At 59.2% G+C, this 15672-nt stretch carries 12 protein-coding genes and 1 pseudogene; all 13 read right to left on the minus strand.

Features of this window, described 5'->3' with window-relative positions:
• Window positions 1–496: 496 nt before the first annotated feature.
• A complete protein-coding gene (locus tag EN804_RS33870; protein WP_063170388.1) occupies window positions 497–1642 on the minus strand; it encodes a TlpA disulfide reductase family protein in 1146 nt (381 codons plus the stop codon).
• 272 nt (window positions 1643–1914) lie between these two features.
• A complete protein-coding gene (locus EN804_RS33875; RefSeq protein WP_024505270.1) occupies window positions 1915–2292 on the minus strand; it encodes a hypothetical protein in 378 nt (125 codons plus the stop codon).
• A 13-nt stretch (window positions 2293–2305) separates the two neighbouring features.
• Complete coding sequence (locus EN804_RS33880) at window positions 2306–3604, minus strand: SidA/IucD/PvdA family monooxygenase (RefSeq protein ID WP_063169368.1); 1299 nt, start codon at window positions 3602–3604, stop codon at window positions 2306–2308.
• An 842-nt stretch (window positions 3605–4446) separates the two neighbouring features.
• Window positions 4447–5319, minus strand: a complete 873-nt coding sequence (locus EN804_RS33885; RefSeq protein ID WP_135922238.1) for a universal stress protein — start codon at window positions 5317–5319, stop codon at window positions 4447–4449.
• A gap of 95 nt (window positions 5320–5414) precedes the next feature.
• Window positions 5415–6119, minus strand: coding sequence for a response regulator transcription factor (locus EN804_RS33890; protein WP_224571202.1), 705 nt, complete (start codon window positions 6117–6119; stop codon window positions 5415–5417).
• A gap of 107 nt (window positions 6120–6226) precedes the next feature.
• Window positions 6227–6706 carry a NifX-associated nitrogen fixation protein gene (locus tag EN804_RS33895; protein WP_024505267.1) on the minus strand — a complete coding sequence of 160 codons (480 nt, stop codon included), beginning with the start codon at window positions 6704–6706 and terminating at the stop codon, window positions 6227–6229.
• A gap of 16 nt (window positions 6707–6722) precedes the next feature.
• Window positions 6723–7220: a nitrogen fixation protein NifX gene (nifX, locus tag EN804_RS33900; protein ID WP_135922239.1), complete on the minus strand. Its 498-nt coding sequence runs from the start codon at window positions 7218–7220 to the stop codon at window positions 6723–6725.
• The gene (nifN, locus tag EN804_RS33905; RefSeq protein WP_135922240.1) at window positions 7217–8569 is read right to left on the minus strand and encodes a nitrogenase iron-molybdenum cofactor biosynthesis protein NifN; all 1353 of its coding nucleotides are present in this window, start codon (window positions 8567–8569) and stop codon (window positions 7217–7219) included. Before nifN ends, nifX begins: the two co-directional genes overlap by 4 nt.
• Window positions 8570–8577: 8 nt before the next feature.
• Complete coding sequence (gene nifE, locus EN804_RS33910; protein WP_135922241.1) at window positions 8578–10053, minus strand: nitrogenase iron-molybdenum cofactor biosynthesis protein NifE; 1476 nt, start codon at window positions 10051–10053, stop codon at window positions 8578–8580.
• A gap of 61 nt (window positions 10054–10114) precedes the next feature.
• Window positions 10115–11656 carry a nitrogenase molybdenum-iron protein subunit beta gene (gene nifK, locus EN804_RS33915; RefSeq protein ID WP_135922242.1) on the minus strand — a complete coding sequence of 514 codons (1542 nt, stop codon included), beginning with the start codon at window positions 11654–11656 and terminating at the stop codon, window positions 10115–10117.
• A gap of 129 nt (window positions 11657–11785) precedes the next feature.
• Entirely contained in the window at window positions 11786–13288 is a 1503-nt protein-coding gene (gene nifD, locus EN804_RS33920; RefSeq protein WP_135922243.1) for a nitrogenase molybdenum-iron protein alpha chain, read from the minus strand.
• 87 nt (window positions 13289–13375) lie between these two features.
• The gene (gene nifH, locus EN804_RS33925) at window positions 13376–14269 is read right to left on the minus strand and encodes a nitrogenase iron protein (RefSeq protein WP_024505261.1); all 894 of its coding nucleotides are present in this window, start codon (window positions 14267–14269) and stop codon (window positions 13376–13378) included.
• A 1051-nt stretch (window positions 14270–15320) separates the two neighbouring features.
• Window positions 15321–15517: pseudogene (locus EN804_RS38395) on the minus strand (7-carboxy-7-deazaguanine synthase QueE); the annotation flags it as partial.
• Between the last annotated feature and the right edge of the window lie 155 nt (window positions 15518–15672).

The raw sequence follows: 15672 nt of genomic DNA on the forward strand, positions 1-15672 counted from the left end.
GCTTGGTGATGATGAACTCGGCCAGCAGCTCGGCATCCGAATGGCCTTCCCATAAGCCGAAGGAATCCTGAGTACGAATGAGCCGCAGGAGGCATTTGACGAACGGGGAAGCAAGGGCCTCGTCGTCCCCGTGGACAGCAGGGCCAACCGGTTCATGAGGAATTTCGCTTTTCCCCAATTTCAGTACTCCTCTTGAAGGACGATCTCTTTTTCTGCGATGTGTGGTTCGGGCGCTTGCGTGGGCGGGGAATGGCTTGGGCGAGCCGATCCCACGCAACAGTGTCCCGTGGCCGACCTCGAGCACGTCCACCAATGCGAGACCTTTCACCGCGGCGCGAACGCCTGCGCCGCGGTTCGACCCGAGGTAAACGCAATGGAAATTCCACCTGCCGCAAGCCGCGCACTTTTGCGGCATCGACGTTTGCTGCGAAGTGCGCCTGGGCGGGCGGATTTGCCGGTGTTCAATTCCAATTGTCATGCCCTTCGCGATCCTTGCTCAGGAAGTGACAGCGTTTTGAGTTTCGGAAGTCTTGTTTTGCGGAGCCACACAGAGACCCGCGTGACAGGCAGGCTCACCCGTGTAGTTGGCCAGGGCTTGGAGCAACGAGGTGAGGTAGCGCTGTTTGGTTTGGTCCGGCACTGGCTCCGAATGGTCCAGCGATTTGATTGCCACCTCGATCAACTCGATCGCCCGGTCCTTGTTGCCGCTCTCGTAATAATACTGAGCGACCGGAAAGTAACACCCGAATTTAAAGTCTCCATCGCCTTGCGGAGGATTAAGTTCCAGGATCTGTTCGGAGAGCTCCTTGCCCATCGCAAAGCGATCATCATGCGGAAGATGGGAGTTGTCGATCGTGGGATGGAAGAGTTGGTTCAGCGCCATCACCACCCAAGACATCGCTTCGAACTTTTTGTTGATCGCGTCCTCGACCAATTCGCGCATAAGCGGCAAGCCGGTTTTGATGTCGCGCAGCTTGTGAAGCAGAATATCCGCATGAACCCGCCGAAAATCAAAAGAGTCTGGCATCACGGCGAGGCCTTCTTCGATGGCCAATAGTGCCGCTGCCCAATCCTCGTCCTGCATCGCCGGCCCAAGTTTGGCGTATATCGGCTGACTCAGCGACGATTCGCGCACACGCGAGATTCGCTTTGCATCGACGGCTTTCGCTTCATAGCTGCTGCGCCAGCTGCCGTTAAGGACTTTCGGCAAAACGTCATCGAGAGGTGCCGGGTGGCCGATATAAGCGATGTGGCCGTCGCGGTCGACCACGAACGAGGTGGGAATCCCGAACGAAGAGCTGGGTTCCAGCCAGAGCTTTTTCATTTCGCCAGTGCAATCGAACGCTGTCCGATAATTCAGATTCGGGAACTTCTCGGTCAGCCAGGCATCCACGTTGGTCCGCGCTTCGTCCGCGGTTGCAGCCTTTTCGCAAGCTGCGACTCCGATAATCTCAAATCCGCTGTCTTTATATTTCTCCTGCAGTTCGATCAAATGGGGCATGGCGTGGACACATGGTCGGCACCAAGTCGCCCAAAATTCAACGAGGTAGACCTTGCCGGGCCGAAGGCTCGTGAGGGGCTCGCCACGCAGCCAGTTCTCCACTTTCAGCGCAGGAGCCGGGGACCCCATACGCAGTTCCATCTTGGTGTCCAAAGTCATTCCACACCTTTCGTCTCTTTTGTCGCGGAATATTTTCCAGTCAAAATCGGACACGGTCTCGAGGGCATTGCTCCCTCTCGCTTGCTTCAGCGGAGCTCTCACCGTGTTGCCGCACATCAAGCACGGCAAAGGGCATGCCAACCCTTCTTAGCTTCGGCAAGCGCCGGTACCGCCTTGAATAAGCGAGCCCTAACACGGCCAGCTGACGTTAACCTGAATGTCGGCTTTCGACGGCTCACCTTAGCGGCTGCCGTTTAGGAAGGTGAGAGTTTGGCTGGCCCGCTGGCGATAAGACCGGCTTCGGCGTCCTGGAGTAGTCGCACTTCGGCGATGGGGTCGAAAGTGCGGGAGAGGCTCGGTACCCTTGCAGCCACCGCCGCATGTGGCCCGGCGTCATAATTCGCGTCGCGGTTGCCAACGGCGGCGTTGGGCTCGATCCACGTGGCGTTGAGCCCGACAGCACGTAAAGCTGCATCGTGATTGAATGCCCTTTGCTGTTTCACGCCAAGCAGGAGTCGCGCGACGCTACCTTGCTCAAGCGCGAGCAGAGCGATCTGACGCCGTAGGAATATTGCTCGTCCCGCTTTTGCCGCCAGAGGCGGAAATCTTTCCTGAATGCCACCGCCGATCATCAATATCGACGAATCATATCCCGCTGCCCATTTGTTCGACTCCGAGGTCGGGCCAGCACTCCGTCAAGGGACGGTTGATGAACCCTAGATGCTCGGGATTGGCGCATGGCGCGCGCCGCAGAAGGCTGTCAAGGATGCGGCGCGCTCGCCAGGCCAGCAGCCCAAAGTTCGGATCAGCCAGCCCGCGCTGTCCAAGGCAGGCGTTCTGAACGAAAAGGCGTCGGTCTCGCGGTCCGTCCCAGTACACCGAAAAATCCTCGCCGATGGCGAGCTCATTGCCGATCTGTTCGAGGCGATCTGCGATCGGTTCTAGGAAACCCGGCAGCGGTTTCTCGTACCCGGTGGCCAGGATGACGATATCGGCGGTTACTTCTCCGATGTTGTCCAAGCCGCGTTGCAGCGTGAGCCTGTGCCCTGCTCCGGCATTGATGCAGCGCGACACGTTGCAACTTGGCCGCAATGTGATCTCGCATTGGTGTGGCTCGAGAAAGGCGTGGTGGTAGAGCGCCTGATAGACCGCGCGCAACTTGCTTTCTGAAATGCCCTCGGAGGCAAGCGCGAAACGCCGCAGGAACAGCTGTCGATGCACCTCGCTCATCGCAGCAAAACGATCCGAGAAGCATGGCGTGAACAGCCCGTTTGTGAACGCGTGGTCGTCGAAAGGCATCTCGCGCGTCAAGACCCATGTGATCGCCGCGGGCCGCCGTTCTTTCGGCCGGCCGACAAGGTGCAGTAGCAGCTCGGCTCCCGACTGTCCGCCGCCAACAACGCAGACATGCTTTTTTTGCACCTCAGGATTGATGTGGGCCAACTCAGATGAGTGGAACAGGTTGGGTCCAGTCCAGCCATGAAACTGAGGCGGAATTTGCGCCTGCTTGCCTATGTCGATGACGAGGTTTCTTGCATCAAGGACCGCGTTGTCCGTCCGCACGCGAAACTCGCCGTCAAAGCGGATTTCGCGAACGGCCTCGCCGCCACGGACAAGCGGATTCTTCTGGAACGCCCAGTTGAGATATTGGGCGAACTCGGCTCTAAGCACCCCGTGAAATTGCGCATTGAGGAAATTGTAAAGACGCCCGTTCTCGTGGAGGTAGTTTACGAATGTGTAGGCTGATCGCGGATTGACCAGAGTAACCAGATCCTGGAAGTGGCCGACCTGGAGCTCCGCGCAATCGAAAGCGCTGCCTGGATGTCCTCGGAAATCGACCTCCCGGTCCAGGAACAGTGCCCCTTGCGCAATCTCTTCCTGTATCTGACACGCAAGGCTCAAATTAGATGGTCCAGCACCCACACCAATACAAAAGAGGTCCACTTATCCTTACTCCTCTAGGAGTGTTTTCCAACTCAGCGGCATGTTGACGTCGATCGCCGGGCATTGAGCAATGCGAACCTCACAGGCATGCTTGAGCCGCGGTCCCGACTGAGAGGACAGCAAAAGCGTGTGCCGCCTTCCAGGTCTTGGGCTCAATGTCGGCGGCATCGACAGCGGCGCGGCGTGATCCGAACCCAAGAGCAGAAGGAAAGTGTGTGATGCTGTCGCGCGGCTCTTCCGGATCTTACGGCGGCTTCTAGCGCCGGCCTCCACCCCAGGAGTGGCTGTTTCCCTGCCACGACGGAAGCGGCTCTTTCTTTCGAGGGGCGTAACCATGGATAACGGCTCTTAATGCTTTCGGAGACTCCCATGCATGCGGCGTGCCGGATAAAGACCTGTCAAACCAACGAGTTCGCGCAGTTCCAGCTCGTCTGGAATCCGACATTGTCGCACGCCCGACGATCGGGCAGGGGAAGCTCCGCGGCAGCGGCCCTTGCACACCGCAGGCTGACAGGGACAGCCGCCGATTTGACGCGCGTCCGGGTACTGATAAGGGGCCTTCCAACAGGGTTCGCGCACGAGGCGGGGTCTCCTGGTACACCCGCCCTGTGGCTTGGCTGCGGTCTGCTGCAGCCGTTCGTCTTTACTGCCCGTTGCGGACGATCTCGCACGAGTTGGTTCACGAGAGCGTCGTGAAGCAGTCGAGGCGTCCGGTTTGGCTCTGACAAGCGTCGCAAGATGTTCGCGGATCCAGCCATGTCTCCGCAATCCGACCGGTAACCGACGACGACTTCGGACTGGTTGGCGGTCCTACGACCTGATCGGTGTTCCTACGGAGCTGATCAGCGAGCCAAAAACAGCGGCAATGTGGTCTTCCCAAAGCTCCAGCTCGGCGGACCGCCGAAAATCCGCTCACGCAGCCCACGGCTGCCATAAGCACCCATAACCATCATGTCAGCACAGATGTCGTTCGCGTGCTGGGTCAGCACTGTGCCCGCCGATTTGCCGGCGCTCTTAAGCAGGTCAACGGAGACCCGAGCACCGTGCCGAGTAAGATAGGCAGCGATGTCAGCTCCAGACTGCGCGCCTTTCCCGTTGTTTTGCGCCTTTGGATCGACCATAGCGACACAGACTTCCTTGGCAGCGGATAGGATACTAAGAGCTTCCCGAACCGCACGCGAGGCCTCTACACGCGAATCCCAGCCGACCAGCACGCGTCGAGGCGACAGCGTCGCCTTAACGCCCTTCGGCACGATGAGCACCGGCTTTCCGCTATCGAACAAGCAGCCGTTGACAACAGGAGGTCCGAGAGTCTCATCGTTGAGGAGGTCTCCTCCAACGATCGTCAGGTCAGCGCAGAGCGCCCGCTGTCGTGCCACTTCACCGAGGCTAGCCGGATCGCAATAGTCGGTGTCAACGTCACAGGAAAGCGACATAGCTTTCAGCCTTTTGAGGATATCCGCGGACCGTCTTTCCATTCTGGTCACGTCCTGTGAAAATTTCTCGATTTGCTGAAATCGATAGTTCGGTACTGCAATTGCCTGTGCACGTCCCGTATCCCATTCGGGGGGCGGAGAGGACATCAAGAGCAATGGAGGCGGTATAATCAGTACCGATAGGTGCGCGCCGACCTCGGCACACAGTCCGGCAGCTGTTGTGAGGTCCTCATCAGAATGATCAGCACCCGTCACACTGAATATGCTTTTAAATTCCATTTGCCTGCTTCTCCTGGTCTTCGTTAGGAGCGCCTTAAAGCGGCAACACCGCTCTCAGGAGGAAGAGAGAGCGGCACCACATTCGATCACCGATTTCAGTCGTCCGGCTTCTCGAGCGAGTAGCCGGCCGACCTGACGGTGCGAATGACGCTGCCGGGCAAGGCCGTTTTCAGCGCCCTCCTGATTCGGCTGATATGGACATCGACGGTGCGTGCACCGACATGAATGTTGGGCAGCCAGGCCGCCCCGATAAGCTCGTCCCGGCTGAAGACCTTGCCGGGGGCCTCAATCATAAGCCGCAGCACGTTGAAGTCGATCCGTCCGAGATGGATGTCGTGGCCATTACCGCGAACCCGATGGGCATCGAGCTTCATCTCCAGGCCTCCACAACAAATCCAACTGTCGTTTTCAACCCCGTTCGGACCACGCTTGGTCAGCCCGAGCCTCGCCCGCAGGCAGTCGAGCAGCTTGGCCGGAGCCACCGGCCGCACAAAGCTCTCAACGCCTGCCTTCAAGAGATCGAGGTGCTGGTGCTCGGCGCCAGGCGCGATCAGGGCGATGATAGGCAGGTCGGTGGTGCGCGGTTCCCGCTTGAGGTGGGCGCAAATTGCGGACCCGTTTATGCTGGCTGGGTCGCAATCCAGCACTACGGCCTGAAGCTCCCGTTGTTCGGCCAAGGCCAGCGCAGCCTTCGCGCCGTCGGCCGTCTCACTGCTGAAACCGTCAACCTCCAGTATGTGGCTGTAGAGCAGATAGAACTCGGCATCTTGCGAGCAGATCAGGACCAGCGGCTTCTTCATCGGCGATACCCCAACAACCTGGTCGGCCTCGAGTCCCTGGATCGAGGGGACTGGCCAACATAGTTTCTCGGGTCCGTCATGATGGCCTTTCTCGAAAATCGCGCCCATCATGCCAGCGCCACGTGGGGAAAGGTTTCGATGACTGAAATCGCATCGTCGACCAGCTTCGTACCGGCCGTGGCGAGCTTCAGGAGCGTCTCGAAGCCAAACCGGTGGACATCGCGCAGCGTTTTGGACAAAACGACCAGCCGTCCGGTCGTGAAAAGCACCCGACCAAAACCCTCATGGCTCACCTGGATCATCGGCGATGCCATAAGGCCGCAGCGCTCCTCGATCGCAAGCCCGATGGCGGCGTAGTACTTGTCGAGCCTCCACAGCACGTCGGGATCGGGATCTCCGATGATCGGGATCCCTCGGCGCTGTTCCTTGGTAATGATGAAGTCGCCCAGCAGCTCAGCGTCCGCTTTGCGTTCCCACGAGCCATAGGAATCCTGAGAACGGATCAGCCGCACGAGGCATTTGACGAACGGGGTGCAAAGAGCCGCCTCGTCTTCGGCGACAGCTGGGGGGATTGCGGGGTCAGGCATTGGCGTCCTCCTCTTTTCAGTCCTCGTCCTCGAAGGACGGTTTCTTTTCGGCAATGCCCGCTCGCGCCAGCACCTTGCGCAGCCAAGGCGGAGGACACGTCCTGAGCATCATCTGCGTGCGCAAGAGCACCTGTGGGATCGATTGGGGCTCCGCCACTTTGATCGGGTGGATTTTTGCCGCGACAAGCTTGGCTGCCGAAGGGCCGCCAATTGCCAGACAAAACAGGATCTGACAGCCGTTGAGCGCATCCACCTTTGGCGTGATGCGATCATCGCGCTCGGCCCGATGCTCCCCGCTTTCATCGGACACGTCATCGAAGGCCACGGCTTCTACGAGATTCCATTCCTCGCGCGTCACGTCGTAGACAGCAAAGCGCCTGGCCGACCCGAAATGGGCGTTGAGGTCCTGCATGTCCTGAGTGGCGATCGCAACGCGCAATGCGCCCTTACGTCGTTCAGGCATCGGGGCGAAAACCTCATTACTGACCAGCGAGAGGCGGCGAACAGCGTTCATCGTGATATTTCTCGATTACGGAGTGGATCAAGCGCCTCAGGAGTGGGCGCGTGTTGGTTGGCCTGGAAGATGCTGGCGACCTCGAAGATCATGTCGCGGGTGCCCTGATAGAGAATTGCGAGCTTGTGCTGGCTGCCTAGTCGATCGAAGACCGGGAACCCGATGCGCATGAGCGGAATTCCGAGCCGCTCCGATGCTTGGCGCCCGTGCGAATGCGTGACAAGCAGGTCAGCACCGACGGCAAGACTTTCCAGATCGCCGAGATCGCCGATCTGAACCGAAACCGCCGGGACTTTCTTGAGAATTTTAGACCTGTCGGTCGTTGTGACGGCCGCGGCTATCTCGGAGCCGAGACCAGCAAAGAAGGTTGCAAGTTGGAACAGCTGGTCTGGTTCGGCAGCGATGGCAATTTTCTTGCCGCCGAAATGGAAATGTCCGTCGAGCATCGCGTCCTGCAATTGCGCCCGGCGCCGGCGCACGCGGGCCGGTACCGCCGCGCCCGAAATCGAAGACAGCAGCGACACGAAGCGGTCCGTGTCCTGCAGCCCAGTCAGTGACTGGAACAACACGTAAGGCACGCCGGTCAACCCGAGCAGCGCTTTCGCCGGGCGGCGCATGTGCTCACCGATGGCGATGCATCGCATGGCCGTACCCAACTCGCGAATGTCTTCGACGCTGGTGCCGCCGTATGTGGTCGCTACCCAGCGGTCAGGAACCGTACCGTCGAGCGAGCCTGAAATGTCGGGCAGAATAACCGGCTTGAGCCCAAAGCTTTCAACCATGTCCCGCATATGCTCGATGTCGGCGACAGAGAGGTTGCATCCGGGCAGGATTGCGATCTTCTTCGGGTGCCGCGCCCGTTCGCACGAGCGCGTAATCCCTTCGATCATTGCGGTGACTGCCTTGGCCCAGCCCTCTTCGATCGCGCCGTCAAAATCCGGCGTGTTGGCCAGCACGACTTCCGTACCCGCAAGCTGTTGCGTGTGCTTCAGCTTGATGTTGGCAATATCACCCGCGCAATCTTCGCCACGCGTCTCCACCAGCGCGGTCGTGCACACCCCGATCAGCGTTGGCTTCGTGCGGTTCTTGAGGTTGAGGATCGCCTCTTCCAGATGGTCGGCTGCGCCGAGGATGGTCGCCACCTCATCCATCGCCGTAGTCTGCAAGGGAATCGCTTCTTTGAAGTGCCGCACGAAGAGAACGAGCGCAAAGCTTGTGCAGCCTTGGCTGCCGTGGAACAGTGGCATCGCACCGTCGACGCCAAGAAAGGCAAAGGCGGCACCCAGCGGCTGCGACGACTTCAGCGGGTTGACTGCCGCCGATTTGCTCTGGGGAAGGATGCGGGCCATCGGTCGCCTCAACACTCGTGTGCCGTCGCGCAGGCGAATTCATCAAACAGGTACGCGGTCTCGTTCCTCGTGCACGGCAATTCGCCTATCAGCTCAGGCTGGCAATCCCACGGGGCCGGCTGGCGCACCTGAGACCAGATCGGATTGTGAATGGCGAGGTCGATCTGGCGTACGAGTTCCACCATGCCGTCATAGCCGGCATAAGGATGCTGGCGCTCCTGGTTGATATCGAGCCAGGGCGTCTTGGCCTTGAGCGCAATGAATTGCGTGCGACCGCCCGACAGCATGATATCGGCCCTGTGTTCAGAGAGCATGGCGTACAGCTCGCGCGCAGCCATGGATTCGAACAGGTGCTTGTCGTGCTTGAGAACTTGTTTGATGCGCTCCTTGTCCTGCACCGTAGATTTCTTGATCGAGGTGCCGACGATCTCGATTCCGATCTCCATCAGCGCATGGACAACCGACCAGGACTTCACACCGCCTGTGTTGAGCAGCACGCGCTTGCCTTGGAGCCTTTGCCGGTAGGGTTCGAGTTTCTTCCACGCGATCGCCTCCTGCTGCGCGATCAGCGTCTCTGTGCGCTCGAGGATCTCCGGATCGGCGCCCTTCCTCACCAGCAGCCTGACAAGGTTGCGAAGAGCTTGCGATGTGTCGGAGATGCCATAGAAGGAGCCCTCGAAGAACGGGATGTCCCAGCGCTCCTCCATCTTGCGGGCAAGACTGATCAGCGCGGTCGAGCACACCATCATTGCCGCCCGGGCGCGGTGCGCGGAAGCAATGTCGCGGTAACGCGCATCGCCGGGAATGCAGGCGCGCACCCGGATCCCGAGCCGATCGAGGAGCGGCTTTACAAGCCAGAATTCGCCCGAGAGGTTGAATTCGCCAAGGATGTTGATGTCGTAGGGTCCGGGGTCGTCGGGTTCGACCGTGCCGATGACATGATCGAGCAACGCCTCGGCGGCGAGCTTGTTGCCGAGGTTCTTGGATCCTGCCAGGCCAGGCGCATTGATCGGCACCACGGCCAAACCGAACTTTTCCGTGGCGCGTTTGCACACGGCCTCGATGTCGTCACCGATCAGCGCCGTTACGCAAGTCGAGTAGACGAAGATCGCCGGCGGCGCGTATGTGTGCTTGATCTCGCGGATCGCCTTGAAGAGTTTCCGCTCGCCCTGCCCCATCACAAGGTCGAGTTCGGTGAGGTCGGTCGTGAAGCTTGTCCGCCACAAGGTCGGCCCTGACGAAACCGCACCACGGTTGTCCCAAGAATTGCCCTCGCAGGCGAGCGGCGCATGGACCAGATGCGCAACGTCGGTGATCGGCTGCAGGACGATCTTGGCTCCGTCAAAGGCGCAGCCGCCAGCTGCCGCCCCTGGTGTCAGCGACTTCGAGCAGCCCTCCTTGCGCGCCTTGGCATCTTTGCCACGGTTCTTATCGCAGGCGGGCTCATCGAAGGCGTCCTTGATTTTGGCGCTGAGGAAGGACATTGCTCAGCCTCCCCAGTCCATTGGGCAAGGAATGGCCTCGGCGAAAAGCCGGCCACGGCTCTTAGCGCGTGAGGTCATAGGAATAATCCGTCACACCCGTCTCGCTCGTCTCGCGATCGAGTTTGTCGAAGATCTTGTCGAGGATCGTCGTCAGCACGCGCAACGCGCCCTGGTAGCCAAAGAGCGCAAAGCGGTGATGATGGTGCCGATCGAAAATCGGAAACATCAGCCGGATCAGCGGTGTTCCGGTGTCGCGCTCCAGGTACTTGCCGTAGGAATTGCCGATCAAAAGGTCCACCGGCTCAGTAAAAAGCAGTGAGCGCAGCGCCCACAGGTCCTTGCCCGCCCAAACCTGGGCAGCCTTGCCGAAAGGCGAGGATGCTAGAAGCTTCTTCAAATCGGCTTCCCATGCCGAGGTGCCATTGGTGGCGAGGCAATGGGTTGGCTCGCCGCCGGTCTCCATGACAAAGCGGGCCATTGCGTGAACGAAGTCGGGATCACCGTAGATGGCGTATTTCTTACCATGCAACCAGGATTGGCTGTCCGCCATGGCGTCTACCAGTCGGCCGCGCTCGAGGCGAATTGCCTCGGGAATCTCCTTGCCGGAAATCGCCGCGACCTCCATCAGGAATTCGTCCGTCGCCTGAACGCCGAGCGGATAGTGGAACGAGGCCGTGGCCTGCCCGACCTCCTCGCAATAGCCCAGTGTCTTTCGGGTGTTGTGATGCTGCAGCGAAAGCGTTGCCTCGGCGTTGAGGGCCTTCTTCACCTCGTTGATCTTCGTGCCCCCGTCATACATGCGGTATTCACCGTCCGAAGGCGTATCGAACTGGTCAGAGGCATCCTGGATCAATGTATAGGACACGCCCATTACATCGAGCAGGCGCTTGAGCTCCCGGTTGTTGCCGACGCAGAAGCCGTCGAAGCCCGGAATGATGTTGATGGTTCCTTCGATTCGCGTACGCTCCTGGCCTTTCCAGAAGTGCTCCAAAATGCCTTTGACCATGTTGTCATAGCCGTCGACATGACTGCCAACGAAGGCCGGGGTGTGGGCAAAGGGCACGTCGAAGTCGCGCGGGACTGAATCTTCGTCCTTGGCGTTCTGGATGAAGCTGTGCAGGTCGTCGCCAATGACCTCTGCCATACAGGTCGTCGACACGGCAATCATCTTCGGGTCGTATAGCTGGTAGGTGTTGGCGAGCCCGTCGACCATGTTCTTCAGGCCGCCAAACACCGCCGCATCCTCGGTCATTGAGGAGGAGACCGCCGCGGCAGGCTCCTTGAAATGGCGCGACAGGTGCGAGCGGTAATAGGCGACGCAACCTTGGCTGCCGTGGACGAAGGACATGGTTCGCTCGAAGCCGGCGGCAGCGAATACCGCACCCAGCGGCTGGCAGGCCTTGGCCGGGTTCACGACAAGCGCTTTGCGGGCGAGGTTCTTTTCGCGGTATTCCCACGTCTGGGTGAAATCGCGCTGATCGGAAACGATTTCATCGGGGTGCGGACATTCGAAGTTTAGCTTCTTCTCAGCGAGCATCTTTCTGTATTCCGGCTCGCGGAACAGGGGAGCGTGATCGAGAATTTTTTCAGCCGACTGCGGCATGATGATTACCTCTTTTGCATCTGGCTGCGCGGGACGGCAGCTCAGGACTTCAAGACGTTCAAGGCTCCGGCGGATCAGAGGCCGCGGGAGTTCACCGTCTCAGTGGGAGACTGGGGCTGAAGCAAATGTTTATTCGGCAGCCATCGCCCGCTCATCGCCCCGGCTTATTTTCCAAGGCGCGTGGAATAGGTCCCAGACCGGGTTGTTGATGGCGAGATCCACATCACGTGCGAAAATGGCAAAGCCATCGTAGCCGTGATACGGGCCTGAATAATCCCAGGAATGCATCTGGCGGAACGGTATGCCCATCTTCTGCACCGGGTATTTTTCTTTGATTCCCGAGCCGACCAGATTTGGGCGAATCCCTTCGATGAATTTCTCCAACTCATAGCCGGTCACGTCATCGTAGATCAGCGTGCCGTTCTTCACGTAGTGGCCGGTGCGCTGATAGTCGTCGCTGTGGGCGAATTCATAGCCGGTGCCCACGATGACCATGCCGAGGTCCTCGTAGGCCGTGACGACGTGGCGGGGGCGCAGGCCGCCGACATAGAGCATCACGGTATTTCCTTCCAGGCGCGACAGGTACTTGGCGATGACCGCATCAACAAGCGGCCTGTACTTGGCAATGACCTTTTCGGTCTTCTCCTCGATTTCCGGCCCAAAATGCTTGGCTATGTTGCGCAGAGAGGCTTCGATCTGGGAGGGACCGAAGAAATTGTACTCCATCCAGGCGACGCCATACTTTTCCTCCATATGCCGACAGATGTAATTCATCGACCGGTAGCAGTGGATAAGATTGAGCTTAGCCTTCGGGGCGCGCTCGATCTCTGCGAGTGTGGCGTCACCCGACCAGTTGCCAACCACGCGCAGCCCTATCTCCTCAAGCAGTATGCGCGAGGCCCAGGCATCGCCGCCGATATTGTAGTCGCCGATGACGTTGACGTCGTAGGGGCCGGCCTCGAACTTGACATCCTTTTTGTCGAAGACCCAATCCCGGATTGCATCATTGGCGATGTGGTGGCCAAGCGACTGCGAGACGCCGCGGAAGCCCTCGCAGCGTACCGGCACGATCGTCTTGTCATACTCCTTGGTCTTTTTGCGAGAAACGGCCTCGGTGTCATCGCCAATCAGGCCGATAGGGCATTCGGACTGCACGGTGATGCCGTTGTTGAGCGGAAACAAGACTTCAATCTCGTCAATGATCTGTTCCAGCTTCTTGTCGCCGCCGAAGACGATGTCCTTCTCCTGGAAATCGGAGGTGAACTGCATTGTCCCGAACGTGTCGACGCCCGTTGTACCGACGTAGTAGTTGCGGCGCTGCGACCAAGAATATTGGCCGCAGCCGACCGGGCCGTGCGAGATATGGACCATATCCTTGACTGGCCCCCACACCACGCCTTTCGAACCAGCATATGCACAGCCGCGAATCGTCATCACCCCGGGAATGGACTTGATGTTCGATTTGACGTCGCATTCGGAAAGGACTGCGCTTTCCCCGCCAGCCTCGTTGCCGCTCTTTGCGACGTTGAGGTGCTTCTTGCGGCGCTTCGCCGCCTTGTCGGGATAATGCGACAGCACCTCTTCGATAAGCTTCGCATGAAGAGCACCGTCATTCTCGTATTCCCGGCTCATGAGTCCCCCTTTCAAGGTTGGGTGACGCCTCAAAGAATAGGCGCCGTTCTCTGCAAGGCGCGCCGATTCATGGCAGCGCTAATGTCACTACTGGGCCGCCGCCTTCGCCGCTTCCTTGGAGTGAAGCTCGGCAAGCATCTGCTCGTCGGTCTTCATGATGCCGAAGTCGAGCAGCATCTCCTCCAGCTCCTCCATGGTGATCGGCGTCGGGATCGTACCCTGGCCCGAATTGGCGTGGATCTTCTCGGCCAGAGCGCGGTATTCCCCTGCCTGCTTTGAGTCCGGCGCGTACTGGATCACCGACATCTTCCTGAGTTCGGCATGTTGGACGATGTTGTCGCGCGGCACGAAGTGGATGAGCTTGGAATTCAATCGGCCAGCCAGTGCTTCGGCCAGATCGAGTTCGCGGTCGGTTTGACGTTCATTGCAGATCAGCCCGCCCAGCCGCACACCGCCCGAATGGGCATATTTGAGGATGCCCTTGGCGATGTTGTTGGCGGCATAGAGCGCCATCATCTCGCCGGACATGACGATATAGATCTCCTGGGCCTTGCCTTCGCGGATCGGCATGGCGAAGCCGCCGCATACCACGTCGCCGAGGACGTCATAGGAGACATAATCGACATCGTCATAAGCGCCATTCTCCTCGAGGAAATTGATCGAGGTGATGACGCCGCGGCCGGCGCAACCGACACCCGGCTCGGGGCCGCCGGACTCCACGCACTTGATGCCTCTGTAGCCCACCTTGAGTACGTCCTGGAGTTCGAGGTCTTCCACCGAACCTTCCTGTGCGGCGAGATCCAGGACGGTATCCTGAGCTTTCGAATTCAGGATCAAGCGTGTGGAATCGGCTTTGGGGTCGCATCCTACGATGAGGATTCTCTGCCCGAGGTCGACAAGGGCAGCGAGCGTATTTTGGGACGTGGTGGACTTGCCGATGCCGCCTTTTCCGTAAAAGGCGATCTGACGCAGACCTGACATAATAGCTTTCCTTCCTTCGTTCTAATCATCGCGACTGCCCGCGACACAAGTGCCGATAGGCAGCTCGTGCCGCCTCACACCAAGCATCGCAAAAAGCGTACCAGCGTGATCGGCCGATCCCAGAAGAAACTTTGTCATTAAATTCCAGCCGCTTAGACGGCGGCAAAACGCGCGAACGGGCCTTTCAGGCGTCTGTCACGGACACGACAAAGCCGACACAGATTGTCGTGCGCCATCCAAACCGCCTTGTGTCGAGCTCGAAGCGGGAGAATGGGGAAGTTAGCCCAAAGCTGATGGCGAGACCATCGGAAGACATCGGCTCTTGTCTTTCCAGCCTGCCATTGATCGGGCGGTCGCTGGATGAGCAGGAGCCTGGGGCTTGACCGCGGCGCGGGTAGTTCAGGCAGGCTTGCAGAGCGGGAACGCCGGCGGCCGATAGACATCCGCGCTTAACCTTTCATAGCCCGTCTACAAGTTGGTTCCGCCGACGCGCTATATGGAAGCCAAATAATTCAGTAGCTTAGCCGAGAGCATTGATTTTTTCAGAAAGATACGTGTTATACGCGTACGAACCGCCGAACCCATGGTCGGCGCCCTCATGCGCGTGAGACCCCGTTGTGGGCGAGGCTCGCGACTGGCTGCACGATCCTAGCCGGCCTGCTTGCCATTGAGTTTGGTCCCGCCGCGGTAGGCTGCGGCATCAAGGGCAACATCAGCTACAACACTGGCAAGAAGATTATCACGTTCTTGGACAGGAATCTTACTGGGAGACACGCATCAACAGGCGGGCGGGCGGGCTTCGAGAGGTTAGTGTCGCGGCAGCTTGCAGATCTGCCCACGGGGCCGCCACGATCGCAAAGTGTGTACAAAAGCGCCCTCTCTGCCGAACTGAACAGTGCTCACGGCCATAGCCTCGGATGAGCCCGACTGGCTTGACCTCTGCATGAGGAGAGCAGCTTTTACACCAGGTGCGCAGCACATGTCTTTAACGAACGCATCGTCTTCAAGAATATAGAGAGCAATTCGGAAAACCGAGTAGTTGGCGGCGAAGCTAGGAGAAGGTATACACCACCCTCTTGTTACCCCAGAGTAGAACGTGCAGCTGCGGCAAGACGCGGGCTTCGAACCACCTGTCGCTGGTCACCTTTTCTACCAGCGGTTCCATCCGCATCATATTCCGTCGGACTCGACAGAGACGTCTTCATTACCACGGCGGGGCGGCGTGTGATTGCCGGGTTGCAGACAAACCTCGCCGCGACGTCTTTGGGACGAGTGGTGTCGGCACCGAATCCCTATCATTTAGACTAGCCAGCTTGGGGAGCGCCGTCAGACCGCCAGACCGGAAGAGGAGGCTTCGCGCCAACTTGTGCCAAGAATGTTGGACCGTGCGGAACCGCTGGGGC

Origin of the sequence: Mesorhizobium sp. M8A.F.Ca.ET.161.01.1.1 (genome assembly GCF_004792105.1) — a bacterium.
Lineage (GTDB): Bacteria > Pseudomonadota > Alphaproteobacteria > Rhizobiales > Rhizobiaceae > Mesorhizobium.

What these genes read in the sequence shown, in the direction of transcription:
- nifX (WP_135922239.1), bottom strand. Translation starts at nt 7,220, where the DNA reads ATGAACGCTGTTCGCCGCCTCTCGCTGGTCAGTAATGAGGTTTTCGCC.
- EN804_RS33875 (WP_024505270.1), bottom strand. Translation starts at nt 2,292, where the DNA reads ATGATCGGCGGTGGCATTCAGGAAAGATTTCCGCCTCTGGCGGCAAAA.
- EN804_RS33890 (WP_224571202.1), bottom strand. Translation starts at nt 6,119, where the DNA reads ATGAAGAAGCCGCTGGTCCTGATCTGCTCGCAAGATGCCGAGTTCTAT.
- EN804_RS33870 (WP_063170388.1), bottom strand. Translation starts at nt 1,642, where the DNA reads ATGGAACTGCGTATGGGGTCCCCGGCTCCTGCGCTGAAAGTGGAGAAC.
- nifD (WP_135922243.1), bottom strand. Translation starts at nt 13,288, where the DNA reads ATGAGCCGGGAATACGAGAATGACGGTGCTCTTCATGCGAAGCTTATC.
- nifH (WP_024505261.1), bottom strand. Translation starts at nt 14,269, where the DNA reads ATGTCAGGTCTGCGTCAGATCGCCTTTTACGGAAAAGGCGGCATCGGC.
- nifE (WP_135922241.1), bottom strand. Translation starts at nt 10,053, where the DNA reads ATGTCCTTCCTCAGCGCCAAAATCAAGGACGCCTTCGATGAGCCCGCC.
- nifK (WP_135922242.1), bottom strand. Translation starts at nt 11,656, where the DNA reads ATGCCGCAGTCGGCTGAAAAAATTCTCGATCACGCTCCCCTGTTCCGC.
- EN804_RS33895 (WP_024505267.1), bottom strand. Translation starts at nt 6,706, where the DNA reads ATGCCTGACCCCGCAATCCCCCCAGCTGTCGCCGAAGACGAGGCGGCT.
- nifN (WP_135922240.1), bottom strand. Translation starts at nt 8,569, where the DNA reads ATGGCCCGCATCCTTCCCCAGAGCAAATCGGCGGCAGTCAACCCGCTG.
- EN804_RS33885 (WP_135922238.1), bottom strand. Translation starts at nt 5,319, where the DNA reads ATGGAATTTAAAAGCATATTCAGTGTGACGGGTGCTGATCATTCTGAT.